Source organism: Pseudomonas sp. GW821-FHT01A09, from assembly GCF_058986725.1.
Genome location: NZ_JBYSWB010000011.1, coordinates 37,404 through 60,641, shown reverse-complemented (window position 1 = coordinate 60,641; position 23,238 = coordinate 37,404). Strand labels below are relative to the sequence as shown.

Genomic DNA, 23,238 nt, shown 5'->3' with positions numbered 1-23,238 from the left:
CCGAAAAAATCACCAGCTTAGGCGAGTCCCGGATTCGGAACAACTATGAGTTCTGTGAGTGTTTCCGTTGATACCCCGCGCTCATACTCCGCCGGAATCACACCGTGGAACTGCCATCATGATCCAGCCGCTCAGCAACACCATTGATATTCGTATCCCGCCACTCAATGACCTGACGGACTTCACTAACGCAAACTTCAATGGCTGGATCGTCGAGCCACATACCTTCTACGCCACGATCATCGATCTGGACGAGCCGGCGGGTGCTGTGCTCTTCGGCAACAGCGACAAGCAATACACAGGGGTCGTGCTCAGCAAAACCTTCACTGGGCTGGTCCCGGGCGAACCCTACCGGATGAGCTATCGCGCCCGAAAAAGCGCACATATTCCCAACGTTTCACAAAATCTGCCGTACCTGAGAGTCATGTACGGTGATGCCGTCATCATCGAGGGCGAACCGCTGGTGCGGATGTATTTCATCGAATATGAAGGGCAGTTCGAGGCCAAGTCCGACACCGTGAAGATCGATTTCGTCAGTGTCGGCGAGGAATTTACCCAAGGCTTCGGCAATTTTTACCTGGACGACATTCACGTTTACGGCCGCGAGGAGGATCTTACCGACTTCAACGATGGCACCTGGGGGCTTTGGCATCCCACCACAGCGACCCAGACCGCGGTGTTCCGCAAAGGCCAATTCAATCGCGGGACGGTATTGCATTTCGAAACGTTCGGCGACGACACCGACGTCAATGCGGGCGATGTGCTCACGCGCACGTTCACCGATCTCACACCTGGCACGCTTTACACGTTCAGCGTCGAAGCCATCTATAACATCGGCCACCCAGTACCGCCCATTCTCTCGCTGACCCAGGATGGGCAAGAACTGGGAGCCCGATTTACCCCGCAAATAGAACAATGGGGCACCTACTCCCGTGATTTCGTCGCCACGGCCAACACCCGCTTGTCGATCAGAAGCCATGTCGGCACAGGACGAGGTAACGATTACAGCCTGAACAACCTGCGCATCGTGGAAAAATGGTGAGGGCCAGCAGAAGTCCGCCTGCCCCGCGCCAGCCCATTCGAACGAGGCTTATTCGAACAGCGCATCCAGCGCCTGTTCCAGCCGCGTCACGGCAATCACCTGCAACCCCGGCGGATTCTCCTTGGGAGCGTTGGCCTTGGGCACGATGGCGCGTTTGAAGCCGTGTTTGGCGGCTTCCTTGAGGCGTTCCTGGCCGCTGGGCACCGGCCGCACTTCGCCGGACAGGCCGACCTCGCCGAACACCAGCAAGTCGTTGGCCAAGGGCCGGTTGCGCAGGCTGGACATGATCGCCGCCAGCAGCGCCAGGTCAGAGGCGGTCTCGAGCACCTTCACGCCGCCCACCACATTGAGGAACACGTCTTGATCATGAGTGGGAATGCCGCCATGGCGATGCAGCACCGCCAGCAACATGGCCAGACGATTCTGGTCCAGACCGAGGGTGACGCGACGCGGGTTGGCCAGATGACTGTCGTCCACCAGCGCCTGCACTTCCACCAGCATCGGCCGAGTCCCTTCCCATGTCGCCATGACCACGCTGCCCGGGACCTCTTCCTGCGCGCGTGTAAGAAAAATCGCCGAAGGATTGGAGACTTCCTTGAGCCCGCGATCGGTCATGCCGAACACGCCCAGCTCGTTGACCGCGCCGAAGCGATTCTTCACCGCCCGCAACAGGCGCAAGCGGCCATCGGATTCGCCCTCGAAATACAGCACGGTATCGACCATGTGCTCCAGCACTCGCGGCCCGGCCAGCGCGCCTTCCTTGGTGACATGGCCCACCAGGAAGATCGCCGTACCGCTCTGCTTGGCATAGCGCACCAGCAGCGCCGCACTCTCGCGCACCTGGGAGACGCCGCCGGGAGCAGACTGCAACTGCTCGGTGAAGATCGTCTGGATCGAGTCGATCACCATCACCTTGGGTCGCTCGACCTTGGCCGTGGCGATGATGGCTTCGATGCAGGTTTCGGTCATGACCCGCAGCTTGTCCTGCGGCAAGCCCAGACGCCGGGCACGCATGGCCACCTGCTGCTGGGATTCCTCACCGGTGACGTACAGCGCCGGCATGCGTGTGGCGATGTTGCACAGGGTCTGCAACAGGATGGTCGACTTGCCGATGCCGGGATCGCCACCGATCAGCACCACCGAGCCATCGACCAGGCCGCCGCCCAACACGCGGTCGAGTTCGGCAGAGGCGGTAGAGAAGCGCGGGATCTCCTCGACGCTGACTTCCGCCAGGGTGCGGATCTGTGCCTGCTGGCCCGCCCAGCCGGTGCGCCCGCTGGGGGGCGCGGCGGAGGTCTGGTCAAGCACGGTTTCTACCAGAGTGTTCCAGGCCCCGCACTCACCGCACTGCCCGGCCCATTTCGGGAAGGTGGCGCCGCACTCGGTGCAGCCATACATGCGCTTGGCCTTGGCCATGGAAACTCCTGCCGCAAAAGCCGCCATGATAGCGCGCCTGTCACTGCCTGTGGGCGTCCTCACCCACGGGACAGAGGCGTGCAAAAACAGGCGAATGAAACTTCGCCGCAGGCTGCGCGAATGCGTCTAGGCTGAGATTCGACAAAACTTCTCGCAATAACCTGTGTCACTAAAAACGGGCGTAGAGCATGAAACAAGGCTGAATTACACTGCGCTGACCAACCTCATCTGTAACAAGGAATATCTCAATGAGCGTGCTAAGTGAATTCAAGGCCTTTGCGGTCAAGGGCAATGTAGTCGACATGGCCGTTGGTATCATCATCGGCGCCGCATTCGGCAAGATTGTCTCCTCCTTCGTCGGCGATGTGATCATGCCGCCGCTGGGGTTATTGATTGGTGGCGTTGACTTCAGCAACTTGGCCATCACGTTGCGCGCGGCAGAGGGCAATGCCCCGGCCGTGGTACTGGCCTACGGCAAATTCATCCAGACGGTAGTCGACTTCATCATCGTTGCGTTCGCCATCTTCATGGGCGTCAAGGCGATCAACCGCCTCAAGCGCGAAGAGGCCAAAGCCCCGACCCTGCCACCCACCCCGAGCAAGGAGGAAGTGCTGTTGGGCGAGATCCGCGATCTGCTCAAGGATCAGAATGCTAAGGCGATTCCGGCTGCTGCGGCGCCTGATCGGTTGGTTTGAACTCATAGGCACTTGCCGCCTGTAGCGAGGGGGCTTGCCCCCGATCACTGCGGTGGCTGATCCGACGTATCGGGGGCAAGCCCCCTCGCTACAGAGTTGATGCCTACCAGTAATTCTCGACCGCCACCTGACCCGGTCGGCGGCTGAGGCTCAGATTCATGTCGCGAGCCTTGAGCAGCTTGCGGGTATCGTCGATCATCTGCGGGTTGCCGCAGATCATCACCCGCGAATGCTCCGGCGTCAGGGCCACCCCGGCCTTGGCTTCCAGTTCGCCATTCTCGATCAGCCCGGTGATCCTGCCGCGCAGCGTATCGGGATAATCCTCGCGGCTGACCGTGCCGATGAACCTCAACTTGCCTCGGTAATCCGCCAGATACTCGCGTGACTCCAACCCGGCGATCAGTTCCTGATACGCCAGCTCGCGGCCTTCGCGCACGCTGTACACCAGAATGATCCGCTCGAATCTTTCCCACACTTCGAAGTCCTGCAGGATCGACAGAAACGGCGCCACGCCGGTCCCGGTCGACAGCATCCACAGGTCGCGACCGTCGACGAATCGATCAAGCGTCAGATAGCCCGTCGCCTGGCGCTCCACCAGCAATTCGTCGCCCACCTGCAAGCGACTCAGTTCGCTGGTGAATTCGCCGCCCGGCACCACGATGGAAAGGAACTCGAGAAACTCGTCATGGGGCGACGACACCATCGAATAGGCCCGCCACACCACCGTGCCATCGGCCTTGGTCACTCCCAGGCGTGCGAACTGCCCGGCCACGAAGCGAAACCCGGCATCGCGGCTGGTGCGCAGGATAAACAGGCTGGGGGTCAGCGGCTCGACGTGGGTGATGGTCTGACGGGTAAATTTCTCTGCGCTGGCGGACATGACGCGCTCCATTGAACTGATGGGCGACAGTTTCCCGCAAACTGCGGCAGATAAACACCGGCGGTTTGTAATGTCATCTCCAGCAGGCCCCGGAAAAACCCCGTAGAATCACTGCCCTCCGCCGCTTTCGTGTCCGCCTGCCATGCCCCTGCTCAAAACCGCCTATGCCCAGCTTGATCTGATCCGCCAGCCCGACCAGCCGGACCAACCGCTGCAGGCGTTCGACGCCGCCGATGAGTACCTGCTCAATCACCTGGCCGATCAGCAACTGCCGGCCAGCGCGCGGGTGCTGGTGCTCAACGACAGTTTCGGCGCCCTGGCGGTGAGCCTCAGCGGGCAGTGCCAACTGATCAGCAGTGGCGATTCCTACCTGGGCCACCTGGCGCTGGAAAAGAACCTGACGCGCAATCACCAGCCGTTCGATTCGGTCACCTTTCTGCCAGCCAGCGCGCCTTGGCAGGGCCCGTTCGACCGGGTGCTGATCCGCGTGCCGAAAACCCTGGCCCTGCTCGAGGAACAACTGATTCGTCTGCAAGGCCACCTGGCACCCGGCGCCCAGGTCATCGCGGCGGCGATGGTCAAGCATCTGCCGCGGGCGGCCGGTGATCTGCTGGAGCGCTACATCGGCACGATGCAGGCGTCGCTGGCGATCAAGAAAGCCCGCTTGCTGATCGCTACCGCGCAGCCGCGGCCGGTCGCCGTCTCGCCCTACCCCACGCGCTACTGCCTCGATGCGCCGGCCATCGAACTGCGCAATCACGCCAACGTGTTCTGCCGCGAGGGCCTGGACATCGGCACCCGCGCCTTCCTGCCGCATTTGCCGGGCAATCTGGGGGATGCCCGGGTGGCGGACCTGGGTTGCGGCAACGGCGTGCTGGCCATCGCCAGCGCCCTGGCCAACCCGCAGGCGCAATACAGCCTGGTGGATGAGTCCTACATGGCGGTGCAGTCGGCGGCCGAGAACTGGCGAGCCGCACTGGGCGAGCGCCCGGTGACGGTGCGCGCCGATGACGGTCTGGCAACGCAGCCGGGTGACTCACTGGATGTGGTGCTGTGCAATCCGCCGTTCCACCAGCAGCAGGTGGTGGGGGATTTTCTGGCGTGGCGGATGTTCCAGCAGGCGCGCGAAGCGCTGGTGGTGGGCGGGGCGTTGTATATCGTCGGCAACCGGCACCTGGGCTATCACAGCAAGCTGGCGCGGTTGTTCAGAGGGGTGGAGCAGGTGGCGGCGACGCCCAAGTTCGTGGTGCTGAAGGCACGTAAGTAGGATCGGATGTGGGGTGTCTGTGCGGGCCCCTTCGCGGGCAAGCCCTGCTCCCACAGACCCTTATCCCCGTAGGAGCAGGGGTTGCCCGCGAAGGGGCCAGTACAGTCAACCCCACCACAGTCCCTCATCCCCGTGGGAGCAGGGCTTGCCCGCGAAGGGGCCAGTACAGTCGACACATCTCAGTGGGATTTCATCCCCGCCGCCGTCATGAACAGACGGATCAGCATGGCGAACAGCCCCAGGGCGACCACACTACCGACATAGATCAACACCAGCCAGCCAACGCGCTTGTACCAGGGCGACTGGACGGTTTCGCTGGCTTGCTCATTGGTAACAACGTCTTTGTGAACCATGACTCATCTCCTAAAAGAACGCCCGAGTCTCCAGGACCCGGGCGTCTGACGGACGACTAGTGGTAACCGTCTTCAGGCGTCACCTTGCCGCGGAACACGTAGTAGCTCCAGAAGGTGTAGCCCAGGATGAACGGCAGGATGAACAGGGTGCCGACCAGAATGAATCCCTGGCTCTTGGGCGGCGAAGCGGCATCCCAGATGCTCAGCGACGGCGGCACGATGTGCGGCCACAGGCTGATGCCCAACCCCGTGTAACCCAGGAACACCAGCAGCAGGGTCAGCAGGAACGGTGTGTAGTGGGCGTTACGCGCCACGGCGCGCAGCAGGCCATACACCGCCACCAGCACCAGGATCGGTACCGGCAGGAACCAGAACAGGTTCGGCGTGCTGAACCAGCGGGTCGCGATTTCCGGATGCGACATCGGTGTCCAGATACTCACTACCGCAGTCACCGCCAGCAGCAGCAAGGTCAACGGCCGCGCCAGGTTGTGCATGATCTGCTGCAGACCGCCTTGGGTCTTCATGATCAGCCAGGTGCAACCCAGCAGTGCATAAGCGACGATCAGGGCCAGGCCACAGAACACGCTGAAGGGTGTCAGCCAGTCCAGGCCACCGCCGGCGTAATGCCGGTCGACCACCGGGATACCGTCGATGAACGCCCCCAGCGCCACGCCCTGGAAGAAGGTCGCTACCAGCGAACCGCCGATGAAGGCCTTGTCCCAGATGTGCTGCTTGTCTTCTTTGGCCTTGAAGCGGAACTCGAACGCCACGCCGCGGAAGATCAGGCCCACGAGCATGAAGATCAGCGGCAGATACAGCGCCGAGAGCACCACCGAATAGGCCAGCGGGAAGGCACCGAACAGGCCTGCGCCACCCAGCACCAGCCAGGTCTCGTTACCGTCCCAGACCGGCGCCACGGTGTTCATCGCCACGTCGCGGTCTTTGCTGTCCTTGAAGAAGGGGAAGAGAATGCCAATCCCCAGGTCGAAGCCGTCCATGACCACGTACATCATGACGCCGAAGATGATGATCACGGCCCAGATCAGTGGAAGATCAATACCCATGACTCAGTTCCCCTTGCTCAAGCTGTCGTGGCCGCTGTGCTCGCCAGTATCGGCGGCAGACAGTGGACGTGCCGGTGTACGCTGCTGGCCAGGACCACCGTGCGGCTGATGATCGTGGTGGGCTTTAGGCCCTTTGCGCACCAGGCGCATCATGTAGCCAAGGCCCACGCCGAACAGCGAGAAGTACACGACGACGAAGGTCACCAGGGTGATGGTCATCTGCGTGACGCTGTGATTGGACACCGCATTGACGGTGCGCAGCAGGCCATACACGACCCACGGCTGACGACCGACCTCGGTGGTGAACCAACCCGCCAGCAGCGCGATCAGGCCCGATGGCCCCATCCACAGCGTCAGGTACAGGAACGGACGGCAGGTGTAGAGCGCGTCGCGCTTGCGCAGCCAGAGGCTCCACAGACCGACGAAAATCATCAGCATGCCCAGGCCAGCCATGATCCGGAACGACCAGAAGATGATGGTCGAGTTAGGACGATCTTCCGGCGGGAAGGACTTGAGCGCCGGGATCTGCTTGTCCAGGCTGTGGGTCAGGATCAGGCTGCCCAGGTACGGCACTTCGATCTTGAAGCGCGTGGTCTCGGCTTGCATGTCCGGCCAGCCGAACAGCACCAGCGGGGTCGGCTCGTTGCCGACGTTTTCCCAGTGGCCTTCGATGGCAGCGATCTTGGCAGGTTGATGTTCCAGGGTGTTGAGACCGTGGGCATCACCGACAAAGGCCTGGATCGGCGCGACGATCAGCGCCATCCACATGGCCATGGAGAACATGCGCTTGATGGCCGGAGTACGGCGACCACGCAGCAAGTGCCAGGCAGCTGAAGCACCGACGAAGAAGGCCGTGGCCACGAACGCAGCGATCGACATGTGCGCCAGGCGGAACGGGAACGACGGGTTGAAGATCACCGCGAGCCAGTCGGCAGGCACAGCACGACCGTCGATGATTTCGTAGCCCTGCGGAGTCTGCATCCAGCTGTTGGAAGCCAGAATCCAGAACGTCGAGATCAGCGTACCGATCGCTACCATGACGGTGGCGAAGAAGTGCAGACCACGGCCGACGCGGTTCCAGCCGAACAGCATGACGCCGAGGAAACCTGCTTCGAGGAAGAATGCGGTGAGTACTTCGTACGTCAGCAGCGGACCGCTGATGGCACCGGCGAAGTCGGAAAATCCGCTCCAGTTGGTACCGAATTCATACGCCATGACCAGGCCCGAGACCACGCCCATACCGAAGTTGACGGCGAAAATCTTCGACCAGAAGTGATACAGATCGCGGTAGGTGTCGTCATGGGTCTTCAGCCAGAGACCTTCGAGCACCGCCAGAAAACTGGCCAGACCGATGGTAATGGCAGGGAAGAGAATGTGGAACGAAACCGTAAACGCAAACTGCATTCGGGCGAGATCTATTGCCTCTAAACCGAACATATAGCTTCCTCTATCAGGGTAATGCGGCCCGGCGGCTAACCAGACCAACGGCCCCTGCGCATAGGGAGCACGGCACTTTCAGGGTGTGAATACGCAGGGATTGCGAGCAATGGCCACGACCCGCTCGCAGGGCTGCAAGCGTTGACCTGGATCAATGATCTGTAAAAGAGTAGACCCATTCCCCGCGACCGCCCGCGTGGTCTATTGCCGCGTGACCGATTGCCTCAGGTGGTGGGAGCTGTGTTGCAGGATCAGTAACAGTTTAACGAGGTTTCAAGTCAACTCTGTGGCGAGGGGGCTTGCTCCCGATTGGACCAATCTGGCACACCAGGGTGTTTGAAAGATTTTCGGGGGCAAGCCCCCTCGCTACAGGGAGCCAACAGCCCCCGCGGCTGGTATGATGCGCGGCTTTTTTGCGACCTGGCGCAGGCTGTGCTGTGCTCTACGGGTCGTCACATCCATTGCGGGGGCAGGCATGCTGGAAAGGCTGTTTCAACTCAAGGCGCACAACACCAATGTGCGCACCGAAATCCTGGCGGGCGTGACCACGTTCCTGGCCATGGCCTACATCCTCTTCGTCAACCCGAGCATCCTCGGCGAGACCGGCATGGACAAAGGCGCGGTGTTCGTGGCCACCTGTCTGGCGGCCGCCATCGGTTCCACGGTGATGGGCCTGATCGCCAACTACCCGATCGCCCTGGCGCCGGGGATGGGCCTGAACGCCTTCTTCACCTACACCGTGGTCCTGCACATGGGCCATACCTGGCAGGTTGCGCTGGGGGCGGTGTTCATCTCGGCGGTGTGCTTCTTTGTGCTGTCGATCTTTCGCATCCGCGAGTGGATCGTCAACAGCATCCCGCTGCCGCTGCGCTCCGGCATCGCGGCCGGTATCGGCCTGTTTCTGGCGCTGATCGGCATGCATGAAGCCGGTATCGTGGTCAGCAACCCGGCGACCATGGTCGGCCTCGGCGATCTCAAGGCGCCAGGGCCGGTGCTGGCGATTCTGGGTTTCTTCCTGATCGTCGGCCTCGAGGCGCTGAAGGTCCGAGGTGCGGTGCTGATCGGCATTCTGGCGGTGACCATCGTGTCCATCGTCGGCGGCTTCAGCCCCTTCGGCGGCATCGTCTCCATGCCACCATCGCTGCTGCCGACCTTCCTGCAGCTGGACATCAGGGGCGCACTGGACATCGGCCTGGTGAGCGTGATCTTCGCCTTTCTGTTCGTCGACCTGTTCGACAACTCCGGCACGCTGATCGGTGTGGCCAAACGCGCCGGCCTGATGGGCAAGGACGGCCATATGCCGAAGATGGGCCGCGCCCTGATCGCCGACAGCACCGCGGCCATGGCCGGTTCGCTGCTGGGCACGTCGACGACCACCAGCTACATCGAGTCGGCAGCGGGCGTCAGCGCCGGCGGCCGTACCGGGCTGACCGCGGTGGTGGTTGCGGTGCTGTTCCTGCTGGCGTTGTTCTTCGCTCCGCTGGCCGGCAGCGTGCCGGCCTATGCCACTGCGCCAGCGCTGTTGTTCGTGGCGGTGCTGATGTGCTCGGGCCTGGCCGAGATCAACTGGGATGACATTACCGAAGCGGCACCGGTGGTCGTCACGGCGCTGGCCATGCCATTTACCTACTCGATCGCCAACGGCATCGCTTTCGGCTTTATCACTTGGACGGCGATCAAGCTGCTGTCGGGCCGTCGCCAGGACGTCAACCCGGCGCTGATCATTCTTTCCATTCTGTTCGTCATCAAGCTGGGCTGGTACAACGCATGAGTGCTGTCTTCGATCCCTCGAGCTACGACGCCCAACTGCAGGCCAAAGTGGCGCGCCTGCGCGAGCTGCTGGCGCCCTTCGACGCCCCCGAGCCGAGCGTGTTCGACTCGCCGCGCGAGCACTATCGCTTGCGCGCCGAGTTTCGCCTGTGGCGCGAAGACGGCCAGCGCCTTTACGCGATGTTTGCGCCGGGCGACAAGCACACGCCGATCTTTTTCGAGCAGTTCCCCATCGCCAGCCTGCGTATCAATGATCTGATGCCGCGCCTCAAGGCGGCCTGGCACGGCAATGCGGCGCTGAGCAACAAGCTGTTCCAAGTGGAGTTCCTGACCACCCTGGCCGGCGATGCCATGGTCACGCTGTGCTATCACCGCCCGCTGGACGAACACTGGCAAGTCGCCGCCGAACAGCTGGCGCAGGAGCTGGACGTCAGCATCATCGGTCGCTCCAAGGGCAAGCGTGTAGTGATCGGCCGTGATTATGCGGTCGAGCAATTGCAGGTCGGTGGCCGCACCTTCCGCTACCGTCAGCCCGAAGGCGCGTTCACCCAGCCCAACGGCACGGTCAACCAGAAGATGCTCAGCTGGGCCTTCGACGCCTTGGGCGAGCGCCAGGATGACCTGCTGGAGCTGTACTGCGGCAACGGCAACTTCACGCTGCCGCTGGCGACCCGGGTGGGTAAAGTGCTGGCCACCGAAATCAGCAAGACGTCCGTCAACGCCGCGCTGCACAACCTCGCCGACAACGCTGTGGACAACGTCACCCTGGTGCGGCTGTCCGCCGAAGAGCTGACCGAAGCACTGAATGAAGTGCGGCCGTTCCGCCGTCTCGAAGGCGTGGACCTCAAGAGCTACAACTTCGGCAGCGTTTTCGTCGACCCGCCCCGCGCCGGCATGGACCCGGACACCTGCGAGCTGACCCGGCGCTTCGACAACATCCTGTACATCTCCTGCAACCCGGAGACCCTGGCGCAGAATATCGCGCAACTGCACGACACCCATCGGATCGAGCGCTGTGCGTTGTTTGACCAGTTTCCGTATACCCACCATATGGAATCCGGTGTGATGCTGGTGCGGCGTTGAGCTACCCAGGCTGGACGCGGTAAATCTGCTGTCCCTGTGGCGAGGGAGCTTGCTCCCGATGGGCCTTAACTGATTCACCTCGGTGTGTCAGTACCGGCCTATCGGGGGCAAGCCCCCTCACTACAGGAGCGTTGAGCCACCCAGACTGGACGCGGTAAATCTGTTGTCCCTGTGGCGAGGGGGCTTGCTCCCGATGGGCCTTCACTGATTCACCTCTGGGTGTCAGTACCGGCCTATCGGGGGCAAGCCCCCTCACTACAGGGATTGCGCCTGCGGATTTTGACGTCCTTGCGCACAGATGCGATACTCCCGCAACTGTGAACCAATCTCAATTACCCCTCCCCCGCGCCCATCTGCTCCTGATCGAGGACGATGCCGAACTGCGCACTCACCTTGCCCATCACCTGCGCCAGCGCGGTTTCGCCGTGACTGCCGTGGAACGTGGCGATGGTGGATTGCACCTGGCGCAACAGCAACGTTTCGACCTGGTGCTGCTCGACATCATGCTGCCGGGCATGGATGGCCTTGCGGTGCTCGAACAACTGCGCCGCGAACAGGGCATCCCGGTGATGCTGATGTCGGCGTTGGGCGCAGAACAGGATCGCATCAGCGGCTTCACCCGCGGTGCCGATGATTATTTGCCCAAGCCCTTCAGCCTGGCCGAACTGGATGCCCGCCTCGAAGCCCTGTTGCGTCGCGTGGCGCTGGATCGACAGCCCGCCGTACGCGCGCCGGCCGACGATCTTGAAGACGACCTCAGTGCCCAGGACGTCAGTTACCACGGTCGTCACGCCGGGCTGACCGGTTCCGAATTCCGCCTCTTGAGCCTGCTGCGCCAGCATCAGGGCGAGCCATTGAGCAAGGCGTTTCTCTATCGGCAAGTGCTGCACCGGCCCTACACCCGCCTGGACCGCGGCCTCGACGTGCACGTCTGCAACCTGCGGCGCAAACTCGCGGCGCTCGAAGTGACCGATCTGCACATCCAGGCGGTGCGCAACCAGGGCTATATGCTCGTCACCAGCGACGCCTATTGATGCGCCGCCGTCATTCGCTGCTGTGGAAGCTCGCCCTGCTGCAAATCGGCTTTTGCCTGCTGCTGGTGTGGCTGATCTGGTTCTGGGGGCTGGAGGTGGAGCGCAGCACCTACTTCCTCGACAAGACCGATCAGCACCACCTGGCCAGATACGCGCAGCAGGCCGAGCGCGCCTGGGAGCAAGGCGGCAATGCCGGTGTCGAGCACTGGCGCCAGGCGCTGGCGCGCCAAGAGCACACCTGGGTGGCAGTGCTGGGCGACCACCTGCAAAGTCTCGGCACTCAGCCGCTGACGGCGCTGGAGTACAGCCATCTGACCTTCATGCGCAAGCTCGACTGGCCCATGAGCCGACGGCTGCAGGACGAGCTGCCGTTCGTCAGTATCGATTTCCCCACGCACCCGCAAACCGGCCGGCTGGTGATGCAACTGCCCGAGCGCCTGCTGCCCAAGGGCCTCACACCCTGGACCCACCTGTTCACCCATGGCGTCGTCCCGGCGTTGTTGGCCTTGGGCCTGGGCCTGCTGCTGTACCGCCATCTGGTGGTGCCGCTGACCGACCTGCGCGAACGCGCCAACGCCCTGCGCGCCGACGACCTCGACAGCGTGATGCACAGTGACGTCGCCCGCCGCCAGGACGAACTCGGCGAACTGGCTCAAGCCTTCGAGCACATGGCCGCGCGCTTGCGCCAGAGCCTCAAGCAGCAACGCCAACTGCTGCGCACTCTGTCCCATGAAATCCGCACGCCCCTGGCGCGCCTGCGCATCGCCAGCGAAAGCCAACTGCCCGTGGAAAATCTGCAAGAGCGCCTGGCACGGGAAATCGACGACATGCAACGCCTGATCGAAGACTCCCTCGACCTCGCCTGGCTCGACACCGAACGTCCGCAACTGAGCCGCGAGCCGGTGCTGATGCTGTCCGTGTGGGAAGCGCTGGTCGCGGATGCCTGCTTCGAGTCGGGCTGGGGCTCGTCACGGTTCATCTGTGATCTGGAGGTGGACTGCGTGGTGCAGGTACATCTCAACAGCCTGGCGCAGGCGCTGGAGAATCTGCTGCGTAACGCAATTCGGCATTCGCCTGAGGCGGCCGTGATCCGTCTGAGCGGCCACCGCGATGGCGACTATTGGCAGCTGCACCTGGAAGACCAGGGGCCCGGCGTGCCCGAGACCGAACTGGAACGCATCTTCGACCCCTTCCTGCGCCTGGACGGTACCCCGGGCAAGGGCTTCGGCCTGGGGTTGAGCATCGCCAGAAGAGCGATCGAATTGCAGGACGGGAAGTTATGGGCCAGTCGTGGCCAGGCCGGGCTGGTCATGAATCTGCGTTTGCCGGCGGCGTGAATGGGGCGCCGTCATCACGGACGCTTCGCCAGCAAGCTGAGCTCCCGACCTGTGTATCACTCCACAAATGTTTAGAAAGTTAATGATCTTTACTCTCATTTGAGACTGACTATCATCCGTGATCGCCATGGCCACCCGCTATCAGTCGGCCACGTTTTCCCTGGAGATCACCATGCAACTGCGCCTGCCGCCCCTGCCTTTTTTCGCCGTGCTCCTGAGCACCTGCAACCTGCTGCCTGCCGTCGCTCACGCCGAGGCCCCGGCAGAAGCGCCAAAGCCCATCGTGCTGGACAGTCAGACCATCCTCGGTACCGCCGAGGAGGAGATCAAGCAAGCGCCGGGCGTGTCGATCATCACCGCCGAAGACATCCAGAAGCGCCCGCCGGCCAATGACCTGTCGGAGATCATCCGCACCATGCCCGGCGTCAACCTCACCGGCAATTCCAGCAGTGGCCAGCGCGGCAATGGCCGGCAGATCGACATTCGTGGCATGGGCCCGGAGAACACCCTGATCCTGGTCGACGGCAAACCGGTCAGCAGCCGCAGCTCGGTGCGTTACGGCTGGCGTGGCGAGCGCGACACCCGTGGCGACACCAACTGGGTACCGGCCGAGATGGTCGAGCGCATCGAAGTCATCCGTGGCCCGGCTGCGGCGCGCTATGGCAACGGCGCCGCCGGCGGCGTGGTCAATATCATCACCAAGCAGCCCACGCAGGAGACCCACGGTTCGGCGACGGTCTACACCCGCTTCCCGACCCACAGCGACGAGGGCGGCACCCAGCGCATGAACTTCAGCCTCGACGGCCCGCTGACCGACAACCTCACCTACCGCGTGTTCGGCAACGTCGCCAAGACCGAAGCCGATGACTCGGACATCAACAGCGGCCACGAATCGGTGCGCACCGGCAATCAAGTCGGCACTTTGCCGGCGGGGCGTGAAGGCGTGCGCAACAAGGACCTCAATGGCCTGCTGAGCTGGAAGCTGTCGCCCGAGCAAACGCTGGATTTCGAAATGGGCTACAGCCGTCAGGGCAATATCTATACCGGTGACACCCAGAACACCAACAGCAATGCCTACGTGAAATCGTTGCTGGGCCACGAGACCAATCGGATGTATCGCCAGACGTTCTCGCTCACCGATCGCGGCGACTACGACTTCGGCACCACCCTGGCGTACCTGCAATACGAGAAAACCCGCAACACCCGGATCAACGAGGGCCTGGCCGGCGGGCTGGAGGGGATTTTCTCCAGCAGCGACTTCTATACCACCACGCTTAACGACCTGACCGCCCATGGCGAGGTCAATTTGCCGCTGCACTTTGGCGTCGATCAGGTGCTGACCGTCGGCACCGAGTGGGTGCAATCCAAACTCGACGACCCGAGCGCCAATAGCCAGGCCACCAGTACCGCCGCCGGGGGCACAGTCGCGGGGCTCGAGAGCACGGGCCGAGATAGCCGATTCTCGTCGGAAATCGCCTCGCTGTTCGTCGAGGACAATATCCAACTGCTGCCGGGCACCAAGCTCACCCCAGGCCTGCGTTTCGACCATCACGATATCGTCGGCGACAACTGGAGCCCGTCGCTCAACCTCTCGCAAGTCTTGACCGATACCGTCACCCTCAAGGCCGGCATCGCCCGGGCCTACAAGGCGCCGAACCTCTATCAGCTGGACCCCAACTACCTGCTCTACAGCAATGGCCAAGGCTGCTATGGCTCGACCGTCAGCTGCTATCTGCAGGGCAACAAGGACCTCAAGGCCGAGAACAGCATCAACAAGGAACTGGGCATCGAGTACAAGCATGACGGCGTGGTGGCCGGGCTCACGTATTTCCGCAATGACTACAAGAACAAGATCGAGTCCGGTCTGGTGCCGGTCGGCACGGCAACCGGAGGCACCGGCACCGCGTCGAACATCTTCCAGTGGGAGAACGTGCCCAAGGCGCTGGTCGAGGGCGTGGAAGGCAACCTGACCCTGCCGCTGGCCAGCAGCCTGACCTGGACCAACAACTACACCTATATGCTGCGTTCGGTGAACAAGGAAACCGGCGACGTGCTGTCGGTCACGCCCAAGTACACCCTCAACTCGATGCTCGACTGGCAGGCCACCGACAAGCTGTCGCTGCAGACCACCGTGGCCTGGTACGGCAAGCAGAAGCCGAAAAAGTACGATTACCATGGCAACCGCGTGACCGGCACCGCCAACCAGGAAGTCGCGCCTTACACCTTGGTGGGCGTCAGCGGCACCTACGCGCTGACCAAGCACCTGAGTGTAACGGCGGGCGTCGACAACCTCTTCGACAAGCGCCACTGGCGTGAAGGCAATGCCCAGGGCGTGACCAATATCGAAGGCGCTGGCGCGGCGACCTACAACGAGTCGGGGCGTACCCTGTTCACCAGCCTGACGGCGTCGTTCTGATGGGCCGCCTGCGCCGCGGGGCGTTGACTGTGCTGCTGGGCCTGAGCGCCTGTGCCACGGCCTGGGCCAGGCCCGATCCGAATCAGCCGATGGATGACTCTATTGTGCATAGCCGTGGCACGGGCTATCACTTTCAGACGCTGACACTGGATTCGGCCGATGGCCAACGCCACTACCAGATCTGGATCGGCAAACCCGAGCACCCGGTGCCCGCCTCTGGTTACCCGGTGCTGTACATGCTCGACGGCAATGCGGCCTTGGGCGCGCTCAAGCCCGATGACCTGCGAGCGCTGAACCGAGGCGCGGCGCCGGTGCTGGTAGCGGTCGGTTATGCCGGTGGCAAGCGTATCGACCGCGACGCCCGGACCCTGGACTACACCCCGGGACCACGGGGCAGCGACCCGCTGACGCAACTGCCCAGCGGCGGCGCAGAGGCGTTTCTGGATCTGCTGGAGCAGCGCATCAAGCCGGCGGTGGCACAGCGCCTGGTGGTGGATAACCATCAGCAGACCCTGTGGGGACACTCTTATGGGGGCCTGCTGGTATTGGATGCACTGCTGACCCGGCCGCACAGCTTCCAGCATTACGCGGCGGCCAGCCCATCGCTGTGGTGGTGGGGGCCGGCGCGCATGAACGCGGCGCTTGCCGGATTGGCGCCGCGCCTGCAGGGACAATCCACGAGTGTGCTGTTGATGCGCGGTGACGATGAACCCGGGCAACCCCACGCTCAGCCAATGCCCGGGGTACAGGCTGATCAACCGATGCGGGATTTGCTCAAGGCACTGCAGCCGATGCCCGGGTTACAGGTGCAGTATCGGAGTTTTCCCGGGCTGAATCATGGGCCGATGCTGGAGGCCTCGCTGCGCTATCTGTTGCGACACTGAATAAACCCTGTAGCGGGGGGGCTTGCCCCCGATACGATGCGTCGGCCAAATCGATGTGGCTGACATTCCGCTATCGGGGGCAAGCCCCCTCGCTACAGTTGCGTTATGTCATCCTCGGGGACACGAAATCATTTGACCAAATTAACCGGTTAGTACAATTTACAGGCAAGCGCCTTGTCGCCCGTGAACCTGTCCGCAGGAACCCAAAATAACAATGGTGTGGACGCTCGTCCGTCTGCGCTCGTGTGGCACTCCCACGGCCCTCGCCGGCCGGCCACTTGGAACCAACAAAGGCATTCGTGTATGTCCCAGAATAAAAAAGCCAGCGTCCTGGCCGGCCTGATCGGCGCCGGCATCCAGTTGTCCCGTACCCCTGCCCTGCACGAGCAGGAAGGTGCCGCCCAGGGCCTGGGCTATCTGTATCGGCTGATCGACCTCGACAAGCTGCAACTCGACACCAGTCACCTCGAAGAACTGCTCACCGCCGCCGAGCGCATGAGCTACACCGGCTTGAACATCACCTTCCCCTGCAAGCAGGCGATCATCCCGCTGCTCGACGACCTGTCCGCCGAAGCCCGCGGCATCGGCGCGGTCAATACCGTGGTGCTCAAGGACGGCAAACGCGTCGGCCACAACACGGACTGCCTCGGCTTTGGCGAAGGCTTCAAGCGCGGCATGGCCGGTGTGGCCCGTGAACGCGTGGTGCAGATGGGCGCAGGCGGCGCCGGTGCGGCCGTGGCTCACGCGCTGATCGCCGAAGGTGTGCAGCAACTGACGATTTTCGACGTCGAAGCCAGCCGTGCCCAGGCACTGGTCGACAACATCAATGAACATTTCAGTGGCCAGCGCGCGGTGCTCGGCACCGACCTGAGCGCCAGCGTCGGCGCCGCCGACGGCCTGGTCAACACCACGCCCATGGGCATGGCCAAACTGCCGGGCATGCCAGTACCCAAGGCGCTGCTGCGCGCCGACCTGTGGGTGGCGGAGATCGTCTACTTCCCGCTGGAAACCGAACTGCTGCGCGAAGCCCGAGCGCTGGGCGCACGCACCCTGGATGGCGGCACCATGGCGGTGTTCCAGGCGGTCAAGGCGTTCGAATTGTTCAGTGGCATCGAGCCTGATGCCCAGCGGATGGTCGAGCACTTCAACAGCATGAATGGATAACTCGATGTCGTGAGTTTCCCTGTAGTGAGGGGGCTTGCCCCCGAGAGGCAATCACTGACCCACCGAGGTTGAATCAGTGATGGCCTATCGGGGCAAGCCCCCTCACTACAGGAGTGACAACCGATCATCTACACCAGCAAATACCGCAACACCGAATCGCAGATCATCTGCCGATGGCTCTGGCGCAACTGCGCATCGCCGAAATCGACCTGGAACAGCTCGCCGAAAGTGTGGCGGTTGGACACCCGGTAGAAGCAGAACGAGCTGATCAGCAGGTGCACATCGATCGCCTGCAGGCCACTGCGAAAGATCCCCAGCTTGGCCCCCCGCTGCAGTATCTCGTCCAGCGCCAGCAGCACGCTCTTGTTCATCGAACGGATCACGTCGGACTGCTTGACGTACTCGCCTTTGTGCATGTTTTCGTTGCACACGATGCGCACGAAATCGACATTGCGATCATGGTGATCGAAGGTGAATTCCACGAGGCGGGTAATGCCTTCTACAGGCCCGAGTTCGGCCAGATGCAGGTCGTTCTCGGTGTTGCGGATGTCTCCGTAGAGCTTCTCGAGTACCTCGACATACAGCTGCTCCTTGCTGCCGAAGTAGTAATAGATCATGCGCTTGGAGGTTTGCGTGCGCTCGGCGATGGCATCGACGCGGGCGCCCGCCAGGCCTTGCAGGACGAACTCGGTGATAGCCGCCTGGAGAATATTCTCACGGGTCTTTTCAGGGTTGTTCTTGCGCGATTTGCGCGGCGCCGCAGCAGGCTCGACGCCAGGATCTTGAATTATTGTCATGGGGCGCTCGTGGCCGACGTGAATCAGCTCCAATTATGAAGTCCGTGGCCGGGGTAAGGGAAGCCTGCGGGCGTCTGAATCAGACGTTACCCCACAGGCGCTCACTGCAGCTTAAAGTTTGGCGTGGCGCACACCACCGGCCCGGGCCTTGGCCATGGCCGCCAGGCGCACCGCCACGTTTGCCGCCCCGTAGCCGGCATAATCGCCGCGCCGCTGGATGATTTCGAAGAAGAAACGATCTTCGAATGGCTCGGTGTACACGTGAAACAGCTCGCCGCCATTGGCGTCACGATCGTAAAGCACGTTGTAGTAGGCCAGTTCGCTGAGGAATTCGTCATCGAAATCGAAGCGCGCGGCGAGGTCGTCGTAGTAGTTGAGCGGGATGTCGAGCAGGGCCACGCCCGACTCCTTGGCCTTGCTGACGGCAGCGAAGATGTCGTCGCAATCGAAGGCGATGTGGTGCACGCCCGAACCGCGGTAGGTCGACAGCGCATGGGAGATCGCCGTGTTGCGGTTTTCCGAGACGTTCAGCGGCAGGCGGATGGTGCTGCAGCGGCTGCGGATCGCGCGGCTTTTGACCAGGCCGTAAGGGTCGGGCAGGACCACTTCGTCGTCTGCCTTGAAGTCCAGCAGGCTCTTGTAGAACAGCACCCAGGTGTCGAGGCTGTCCGGCGGCAAGGCCATGGCCATGTGGTCGATGCGCTTGAGGCCGACGGTGCTCGGCGGCAGCGGCTTGATGGCGAAATCGGTGTCATAGATGGTCCGGCCATCGGCGTCCTGATCGACCAGATAGATCAGGCTGCCATCCGGGGCGCGGACGGCCGCCAGGTGACGCTCGTTGGGGCCGACCAGGCCGCGATACGGCTGGCCGCGGTAGTCGATGGCGCGCTGCAGGGCGCTGGCGCTGTCCTTGACCCGGATCGCCGTGGCACAGAGCGACGGGCCGTGGGACTCGAAGAAGCTGTGGGCAAAGGAGTACGGCTCGGAGTTGAGGATCAGGTTGATATCGCCCTGGCGATACAACTCCACCGCCTTGGAGCGGTGCTCGCCGACCTGGGTAAAGCCCAGCCGTTGAAGCCAGTGACCGAGCTTGGCGCCGAGGGCTTCGTCGACCGCGAACTCGAGGAATTCGACGCCGTCGTAGGTGCTGGCCTCGGGCGGCGAGAAGAGGATATCGATGTTCGGTACCGGCTCGGCTTCCTGCTCCAGCACCTTGCGGGTTTTCTCTTCGAGGTACAGCAGCGAACGCAGGCCGTCGGCGGCATTGGCGCGCGGCGGTGCGGCGCGGAAACCGTCATTGAAGATCTCCAGCGACAGCGGGCCGGTGTAACCGGACTTGATGATCGGCGCCAGGAAGTTGGCCAGATCGAACTCGCCCTGCCCCGGGAAACAGCGGAAGTGGCGACTCCACTCCAGCACGTCCATGGCCAGGATCGGCGCGTCGGCCATTTGCACGAAGAAGATCTTGTCGCCGGGAATATTGGCGATGGCGCTCGGGTCGCCCTTGAGCGACAGGGTGTGGAAGCTGTCGAGCAACACGCCCAGGCTCGGGTGATCGGCCTGCCGGACGATGTCCCAGACTTGCTGATAGGTATTGACGTGGCGGCCCCAGGCCAGCGCCTCGTAGCCGATGCGCAGGTTGCGAGCGCCGGCGCGCTCGGCCAGCAGGCGCAAGTCGTCGACCAGAATCTGCTGATCGCCCACGGAGTCGGCGGACGCGTTGCTGCACACCAGCACCAGGTCGGTGCCCAGTTCCTGCATCAGATCGAACTTGCGCTCGGCCCGCTCCAGATTGCGCGCCAGCTTGTCGCGGCGGCAGCCTTCGAAATCGCGAAAGGGTTGGAACAGCGTGATTTCGATGCCCAGATCGGCGCACATCTGCCGGACTTCACGCGGGCTGCCATCGTAATACAGCAGGTCGTTTTCGAAGATCTCGACACCATCGAAACCCGCAGCCGCGATAGCTTCGAGTTTTTCCGGCAGGGTACCGCTCAAGGAGACGGTGGCAATCGAACGGTGCATGTTTCCACTCCAAATGGCGGCTGAAACGGCCTTGCTGAAGGCTCTGTTTCCACTGCGCGCCAGGTTTCGGACACGCCGGCCCGCGGGTTGAACGTGCGGACCGATCTTGGGCGAGAATTCTGTTGGTGCCGATTCTATATCGCAATTGAGTGCGTACGAACCGGTTAGTTTTGTGTGCGATAATCGGCCAGACCACCGCGTTGTTAATTGACGATACCTTTGATGATCAGCACCATCCACCCCCTTAGTGAAGCCCTTCCCGGTGGTAAACGCCAGCGCGGGCCTCAGGTTACTCCTACTCAGTGCATAGACCCTGAGAGTCGCCCATAAAAATTTCAACAAACGGTAAATACTCATGTCTGCGATAGCCCGTCAACTCGACAAGGCCGCGACGCCAGGTATCGGTGAAAAAATCCGCAGTGGCCTGGCAGTCGGTAAAACCCGCTGGGGCATGCTCGCCCTGGTGTTCTTCGCCACTACCCTGAACTACATCGACCGTGCCGCCCTGGGCGTCATGCAGCCCATTCTCGCCAAGGAGATGAGCTGGACGGCGATGGACTACGCCAACATCAACTTCTGGTTCCAGGTGGGATATGCCGTCGGCTTCCTGCTGCAAGGTCGGTTGATCGACAAGATCGGCGTCAAGCGCGTGTTCTTCTGCGCCGTGCTGCTGTGGAGCCTGGCCACCGGCGCCCACGGCCTCGCTACCTCGGCGGCGGGCTTCATGGTCTGCCGCTTCATCCTCGGCCTGACCGAAGCCGCCAACTACCCGGCCTGCGTGAAGACCACGCGGCTGTGGTTCCCGGCCGGCGAGCGGGCCATCGCCACCGGTATCTTCAATGCCGGCACCAACGTCGGCGCTCTGCTGACGCCGCTGATGCTGCCGTTGATCCTCAGCGTCTGGGGCTGGCAGGCGGCGTTCCTGTGCATCGCCTTCCTGGGGTTGTTCTGGGCGGTGACCTGGGGCCTGCGCTACTTCAACCCCGAAGATCACCCACGGCTCAGCGACACCGAGCGCGCCTATGTAATGGGCGAGCCCGAGCCCGATCAGCAGGGCGTGCCCTTCCACCGTATCCTGCGCATGCGCGGCACCTGGGCGTTCGCCGGGGCCTTCATGTGCACGGCGCCGGTGTTCTGGTTTTACCTGTACTGGCTGCCGCCGTTCCTCAACCAGCAATACAACCTGGGCATCAACGTGACCCAGATGGGCATCCCGCTGATCATCATTTATGTGGCGGCGGATTTCGGCAGCATCGGCGGCGGGATTCTCTCGTCGTGGCTGATCGGCCGCGGCATGCAACCGGTGACGGCGCGGCTGGTGTCGATGCTGGTGTTCGCCCTGACCATCATCAGCGTGATCTTCGCCGCCGGCGCCACCAGCCTGTGGGTGGCCGTGGCCGCCATCTCGGTGGCGATCGCCGCGCATCAGGCCTGGACCGCGAACATCTGGAGCGTGGTCATGGACTACACGCCCAAGCACATGATGAGCACGGTGTTCGGCTTTGGCAGCATGTGTGCGGCGGTGGGCGGGATGTTCATGACCCAGATCGTCGGCTATGTCCTGACCAAGACCAACAACAACTACGCGTTACTGTTCACGCTGATCCCGGTCATGTACTTCATTGCCCTGAGTTGGCTGTACCTGATGGCGCCACGTAAGGTGCCGGTGCTGGATCAGGCTTGACCACCGCCCTGGAGACTCGCCGCTGCACCCATGCAGCGGCGATACCGCTGGCGCAGATCACCGTAATGCCGATCTGCGCGGTCAGACTCGGCGTGTGATCGAAGATCAGATATCCCAGAATCCCCGCAAAGACGATCTGCGCATAACCGAAGGGCGCCAGCACCGCCGGTGGCGCATGGCGGAACGCCTGGGTCAGGAACAAGTGGGCGCTCATTCCGCAGCCGCCCAGCGCCAGCATCAACAGCCCGTGCCAGAACGTCGGCCATTGCCAGTAGAACGGCACGATGGCGCTCATCAGCAGCGTGTTGAAAATCCCCGCGAAAAAATTACTGGTGGTCGGGCTGTCGACCCGCGCCACCAGCCGGGTCAGCAACTGATAAATCGCGAAACACAGCGCCGAACAGAACGGCAGCACAATCGCCGGAGTGAACAGTTCGCCGCCCGGATGCACAATCACCATCACCCCGCAAAAACCCACCAGCACGGCAATCCACTGGCCGGTGCTGACGTGTTCCTTGAGCAGCGGCACCGACAGCGCCGTCACCAGCAAGGGCGCGAGAAAGTTGACCGCGGTCGCCTCCGCCAGCGGGATGTACTGCAGCGCCGTGACGAACAACATGCTCGTGGCGAGCAGGCACAGGGCCCGCACCACCTGCAGCACCGGGCGCTTGGTGCGCAACACGCGCAGGCCGGACTGCGGCAGGAAGATGCCCATCATCAACAGCGTGTGAATCAGGTAACGCACCCAGATCACCAGCATCACCGGGTAGAAGCCCGAGAGATACTTGGACAACACATCGTGACCGGCAAACAGCAGGGTTGCGGACAGCATCACCAGAATGCCCTTGAAAGGCTGGCTGGTGGCGGTCAACGACGTGTTGGATGGACTCATG

19 protein-coding genes are annotated in these 23,238 nt (G+C 62.6%); 11 read left to right on the top strand and 8 right to left on the bottom strand.

Features of this window, described 5'->3' with window-relative positions; all coding sequences use genetic code 11:
• The first annotated feature begins 118 nt into the window (after positions 1–118).
• On the top strand, positions 119–1,042 hold the full coding sequence (locus tag AC3WJP_RS14585) for a carbohydrate binding domain-containing protein (RefSeq protein WP_493722431.1): 924 nt from the start codon (positions 119–121) through the stop codon (positions 1,040–1,042).
• A gap of 48 nt (positions 1,043–1,090) precedes the next feature.
• On the opposite strand, the gene radA is transcribed toward AC3WJP_RS14585, so the two are convergent.
• Positions 1,091–2,458 carry a DNA repair protein RadA gene (radA, locus tag AC3WJP_RS14580; RefSeq protein WP_493722430.1) on the bottom strand — a complete coding sequence of 456 codons (1,368 nt, stop codon included), beginning with the start codon at positions 2,456–2,458 and terminating at the stop codon, positions 1,091–1,093.
• 248 nt (positions 2,459–2,706) lie between these two features.
• On the opposite strand from radA, the gene mscL reads away from it, so the two are divergent.
• Entirely contained in the window at positions 2,707–3,153 is a 447-nt protein-coding gene (gene mscL / locus AC3WJP_RS14575) for a large-conductance mechanosensitive channel protein MscL (RefSeq protein WP_493722429.1), read from the top strand.
• 103 nt (positions 3,154–3,256) lie between these two features.
• On the opposite strand, the gene AC3WJP_RS14570 is transcribed toward mscL, so the two are convergent.
• Positions 3,257–4,033, bottom strand: a complete 777-nt coding sequence (locus tag AC3WJP_RS14570) for a ferredoxin--NADP reductase (protein WP_493722428.1) — start codon at positions 4,031–4,033, stop codon at positions 3,257–3,259.
• 142 nt (positions 4,034–4,175) lie between these two features.
• On the opposite strand from AC3WJP_RS14570, the gene AC3WJP_RS14565 reads away from it, so the two are divergent.
• Entirely contained in the window at positions 4,176–5,300 is a 1,125-nt protein-coding gene (locus AC3WJP_RS14565) for a methyltransferase (RefSeq protein WP_493722427.1), read from the top strand.
• A gap of 179 nt (positions 5,301–5,479) precedes the next feature.
• On the opposite strand, the gene AC3WJP_RS14560 is transcribed toward AC3WJP_RS14565, so the two are convergent.
• The 3 genes from AC3WJP_RS14560 to AC3WJP_RS14550 are packed head-to-tail and all read right to left on the bottom strand — an operon-like array spanning position 5,480 to position 8,154.
• A complete protein-coding gene (locus tag AC3WJP_RS14560) occupies positions 5,480–5,653 on the bottom strand; it encodes a DUF2474 domain-containing protein (protein WP_493723856.1) in 174 nt (57 codons plus the stop codon).
• A 56-nt stretch (positions 5,654–5,709) separates the two neighbouring features.
• Positions 5,710–6,717, bottom strand: coding sequence for a cytochrome d ubiquinol oxidase subunit II (gene cydB / locus AC3WJP_RS14555; protein ID WP_493723857.1), 1,008 nt, complete (start codon positions 6,715–6,717; stop codon positions 5,710–5,712).
• A 3-nt stretch (positions 6,718–6,720) separates the two neighbouring features.
• Complete coding sequence (locus AC3WJP_RS14550) at positions 6,721–8,154, bottom strand: cytochrome ubiquinol oxidase subunit I (protein WP_493723858.1); 1,434 nt, start codon at positions 8,152–8,154, stop codon at positions 6,721–6,723.
• Between the two features lie 475 nt (positions 8,155–8,629).
• On the opposite strand from AC3WJP_RS14550, the gene AC3WJP_RS14545 reads away from it, so the two are divergent.
• From AC3WJP_RS14545 to AC3WJP_RS14515, 7 genes are all read left to right on the top strand, one after another.
• On the top strand, positions 8,630–9,925 hold the full coding sequence (locus tag AC3WJP_RS14545; protein WP_493723859.1) for an NCS2 family permease: 1,296 nt from the start codon (positions 8,630–8,632) through the stop codon (positions 9,923–9,925).
• Positions 9,922–11,007, top strand: a complete 1,086-nt coding sequence (gene trmA / locus AC3WJP_RS14540; RefSeq protein WP_493723860.1) for a tRNA (uridine(54)-C5)-methyltransferase TrmA — start codon at positions 9,922–9,924, stop codon at positions 11,005–11,007. Before AC3WJP_RS14545 ends, trmA begins: the two co-directional genes overlap by 4 nt.
• A 317-nt stretch (positions 11,008–11,324) precedes the next feature.
• The gene (locus AC3WJP_RS14535) at positions 11,325–12,041 is read left to right on the top strand and encodes a response regulator transcription factor (protein ID WP_493723861.1); all 717 of its coding nucleotides are present in this window, start codon (positions 11,325–11,327) and stop codon (positions 12,039–12,041) included.
• On the top strand, positions 12,041–13,378 hold the full coding sequence (locus AC3WJP_RS14530) for a HAMP domain-containing sensor histidine kinase (protein WP_493723862.1): 1,338 nt from the start codon (positions 12,041–12,043) through the stop codon (positions 13,376–13,378). The genes AC3WJP_RS14535 and AC3WJP_RS14530 overlap by 1 nt, the downstream gene beginning before the upstream one ends.
• Before the next feature lie 172 nt (positions 13,379–13,550).
• Complete coding sequence (locus tag AC3WJP_RS14525) at positions 13,551–15,794, top strand: TonB-dependent siderophore receptor (RefSeq protein ID WP_493723896.1); 2,244 nt, start codon at positions 13,551–13,553, stop codon at positions 15,792–15,794.
• An 8-nt stretch (positions 15,795–15,802) separates the two neighbouring features.
• A complete protein-coding gene (locus AC3WJP_RS14520) occupies positions 15,803–16,678 on the top strand; it encodes an alpha/beta hydrolase (RefSeq protein ID WP_493723897.1) in 876 nt (291 codons plus the stop codon).
• Between the two features lie 303 nt (positions 16,679–16,981).
• Positions 16,982–17,842, top strand: coding sequence for a shikimate dehydrogenase (locus AC3WJP_RS14515; protein WP_226506363.1), 861 nt, complete (start codon positions 16,982–16,984; stop codon positions 17,840–17,842).
• A 128-nt stretch (positions 17,843–17,970) separates the two neighbouring features.
• On the opposite strand, the gene AC3WJP_RS14510 is transcribed toward AC3WJP_RS14515, so the two are convergent.
• Together AC3WJP_RS14510 and quiC are read right to left on the bottom strand one after the other, a co-directional pair.
• The gene (locus tag AC3WJP_RS14510; RefSeq protein ID WP_493723863.1) at positions 17,971–18,639 is read right to left on the bottom strand and encodes a TetR/AcrR family transcriptional regulator; all 669 of its coding nucleotides are present in this window, start codon (positions 18,637–18,639) and stop codon (positions 17,971–17,973) included.
• Positions 18,640–18,750: 111 nt separating this feature from the next.
• A complete protein-coding gene (gene quiC / locus AC3WJP_RS14505) occupies positions 18,751–20,661 on the bottom strand; it encodes a 3-dehydroshikimate dehydratase QuiC (RefSeq protein WP_493723864.1) in 1,911 nt (636 codons plus the stop codon).
• Positions 20,662–21,016: 355 nt separating this feature from the next.
• On the opposite strand from quiC, the gene AC3WJP_RS14500 reads away from it, so the two are divergent.
• Positions 21,017–22,345, top strand: coding sequence for an MFS transporter (locus AC3WJP_RS14500; RefSeq protein WP_493723865.1), 1,329 nt, complete (start codon positions 21,017–21,019; stop codon positions 22,343–22,345).
• Here AC3WJP_RS14500 and AC3WJP_RS14495 read toward each other — a convergent pair.
• Positions 22,281–23,237, bottom strand: a complete 957-nt coding sequence (locus AC3WJP_RS14495) for a DMT family transporter (RefSeq protein ID WP_493723866.1) — start codon at positions 23,235–23,237, stop codon at positions 22,281–22,283. The two genes, AC3WJP_RS14500 and AC3WJP_RS14495, sit on opposite strands and share 65 nt — an antisense overlap.
• Position 23,238 lies beyond the last annotated feature (1 nt).

Excerpts from the sequence above, each read along its gene's own strand:
- AC3WJP_RS14550 (WP_493723858.1), bottom strand. The coding sequence starts at position 8,154 with ATGTTCGGTTTAGAGGCAATAGATCTCGCCCGAATGCAGTTTGCGTTT.
- AC3WJP_RS14545 (WP_493723859.1), top strand. The coding sequence starts at position 8,630 with ATGCTGGAAAGGCTGTTTCAACTCAAGGCGCACAACACCAATGTGCGC.
- AC3WJP_RS14510 (WP_493723863.1), bottom strand. The coding sequence starts at position 18,639 with ATGACAATAATTCAAGATCCTGGCGTCGAGCCTGCTGCGGCGCCGCGC.
- AC3WJP_RS14570 (WP_493722428.1), bottom strand. The coding sequence starts at position 4,033 with ATGTCCGCCAGCGCAGAGAAATTTACCCGTCAGACCATCACCCACGTC.
- AC3WJP_RS14530 (WP_493723862.1), top strand. The coding sequence starts at position 12,041 with ATGCGCCGCCGTCATTCGCTGCTGTGGAAGCTCGCCCTGCTGCAAATC.
- AC3WJP_RS14495 (WP_493723866.1), bottom strand. The coding sequence starts at position 23,237 with ATGAGTCCATCCAACACGTCGTTGACCGCCACCAGCCAGCCTTTCAAG.
- AC3WJP_RS14525 (WP_493723896.1), top strand. The coding sequence starts at position 13,551 with ATGCAACTGCGCCTGCCGCCCCTGCCTTTTTTCGCCGTGCTCCTGAGC.
- AC3WJP_RS14565 (WP_493722427.1), top strand. The coding sequence starts at position 4,176 with ATGCCCCTGCTCAAAACCGCCTATGCCCAGCTTGATCTGATCCGCCAG.
- trmA (WP_493723860.1), top strand. The coding sequence starts at position 9,922 with ATGAGTGCTGTCTTCGATCCCTCGAGCTACGACGCCCAACTGCAGGCC.
- cydB (WP_493723857.1), bottom strand. The coding sequence starts at position 6,717 with ATGGGTATTGATCTTCCACTGATCTGGGCCGTGATCATCATCTTCGGC.
- mscL (WP_493722429.1), top strand. The coding sequence starts at position 2,707 with ATGAGCGTGCTAAGTGAATTCAAGGCCTTTGCGGTCAAGGGCAATGTA.
- AC3WJP_RS14500 (WP_493723865.1), top strand. The coding sequence starts at position 21,017 with ATGTCTGCGATAGCCCGTCAACTCGACAAGGCCGCGACGCCAGGTATC.
- AC3WJP_RS14585 (WP_493722431.1), top strand. The coding sequence starts at position 119 with ATGATCCAGCCGCTCAGCAACACCATTGATATTCGTATCCCGCCACTC.
- quiC (WP_493723864.1), bottom strand. The coding sequence starts at position 20,661 with ATGCACCGTTCGATTGCCACCGTCTCCTTGAGCGGTACCCTGCCGGAA.
- AC3WJP_RS14515 (WP_226506363.1), top strand. The coding sequence starts at position 16,982 with ATGTCCCAGAATAAAAAAGCCAGCGTCCTGGCCGGCCTGATCGGCGCC.
- AC3WJP_RS14560 (WP_493723856.1), bottom strand. The coding sequence starts at position 5,653 with ATGGTTCACAAAGACGTTGTTACCAATGAGCAAGCCAGCGAAACCGTC.
- radA (WP_493722430.1), bottom strand. The coding sequence starts at position 2,458 with ATGGCCAAGGCCAAGCGCATGTATGGCTGCACCGAGTGCGGCGCCACC.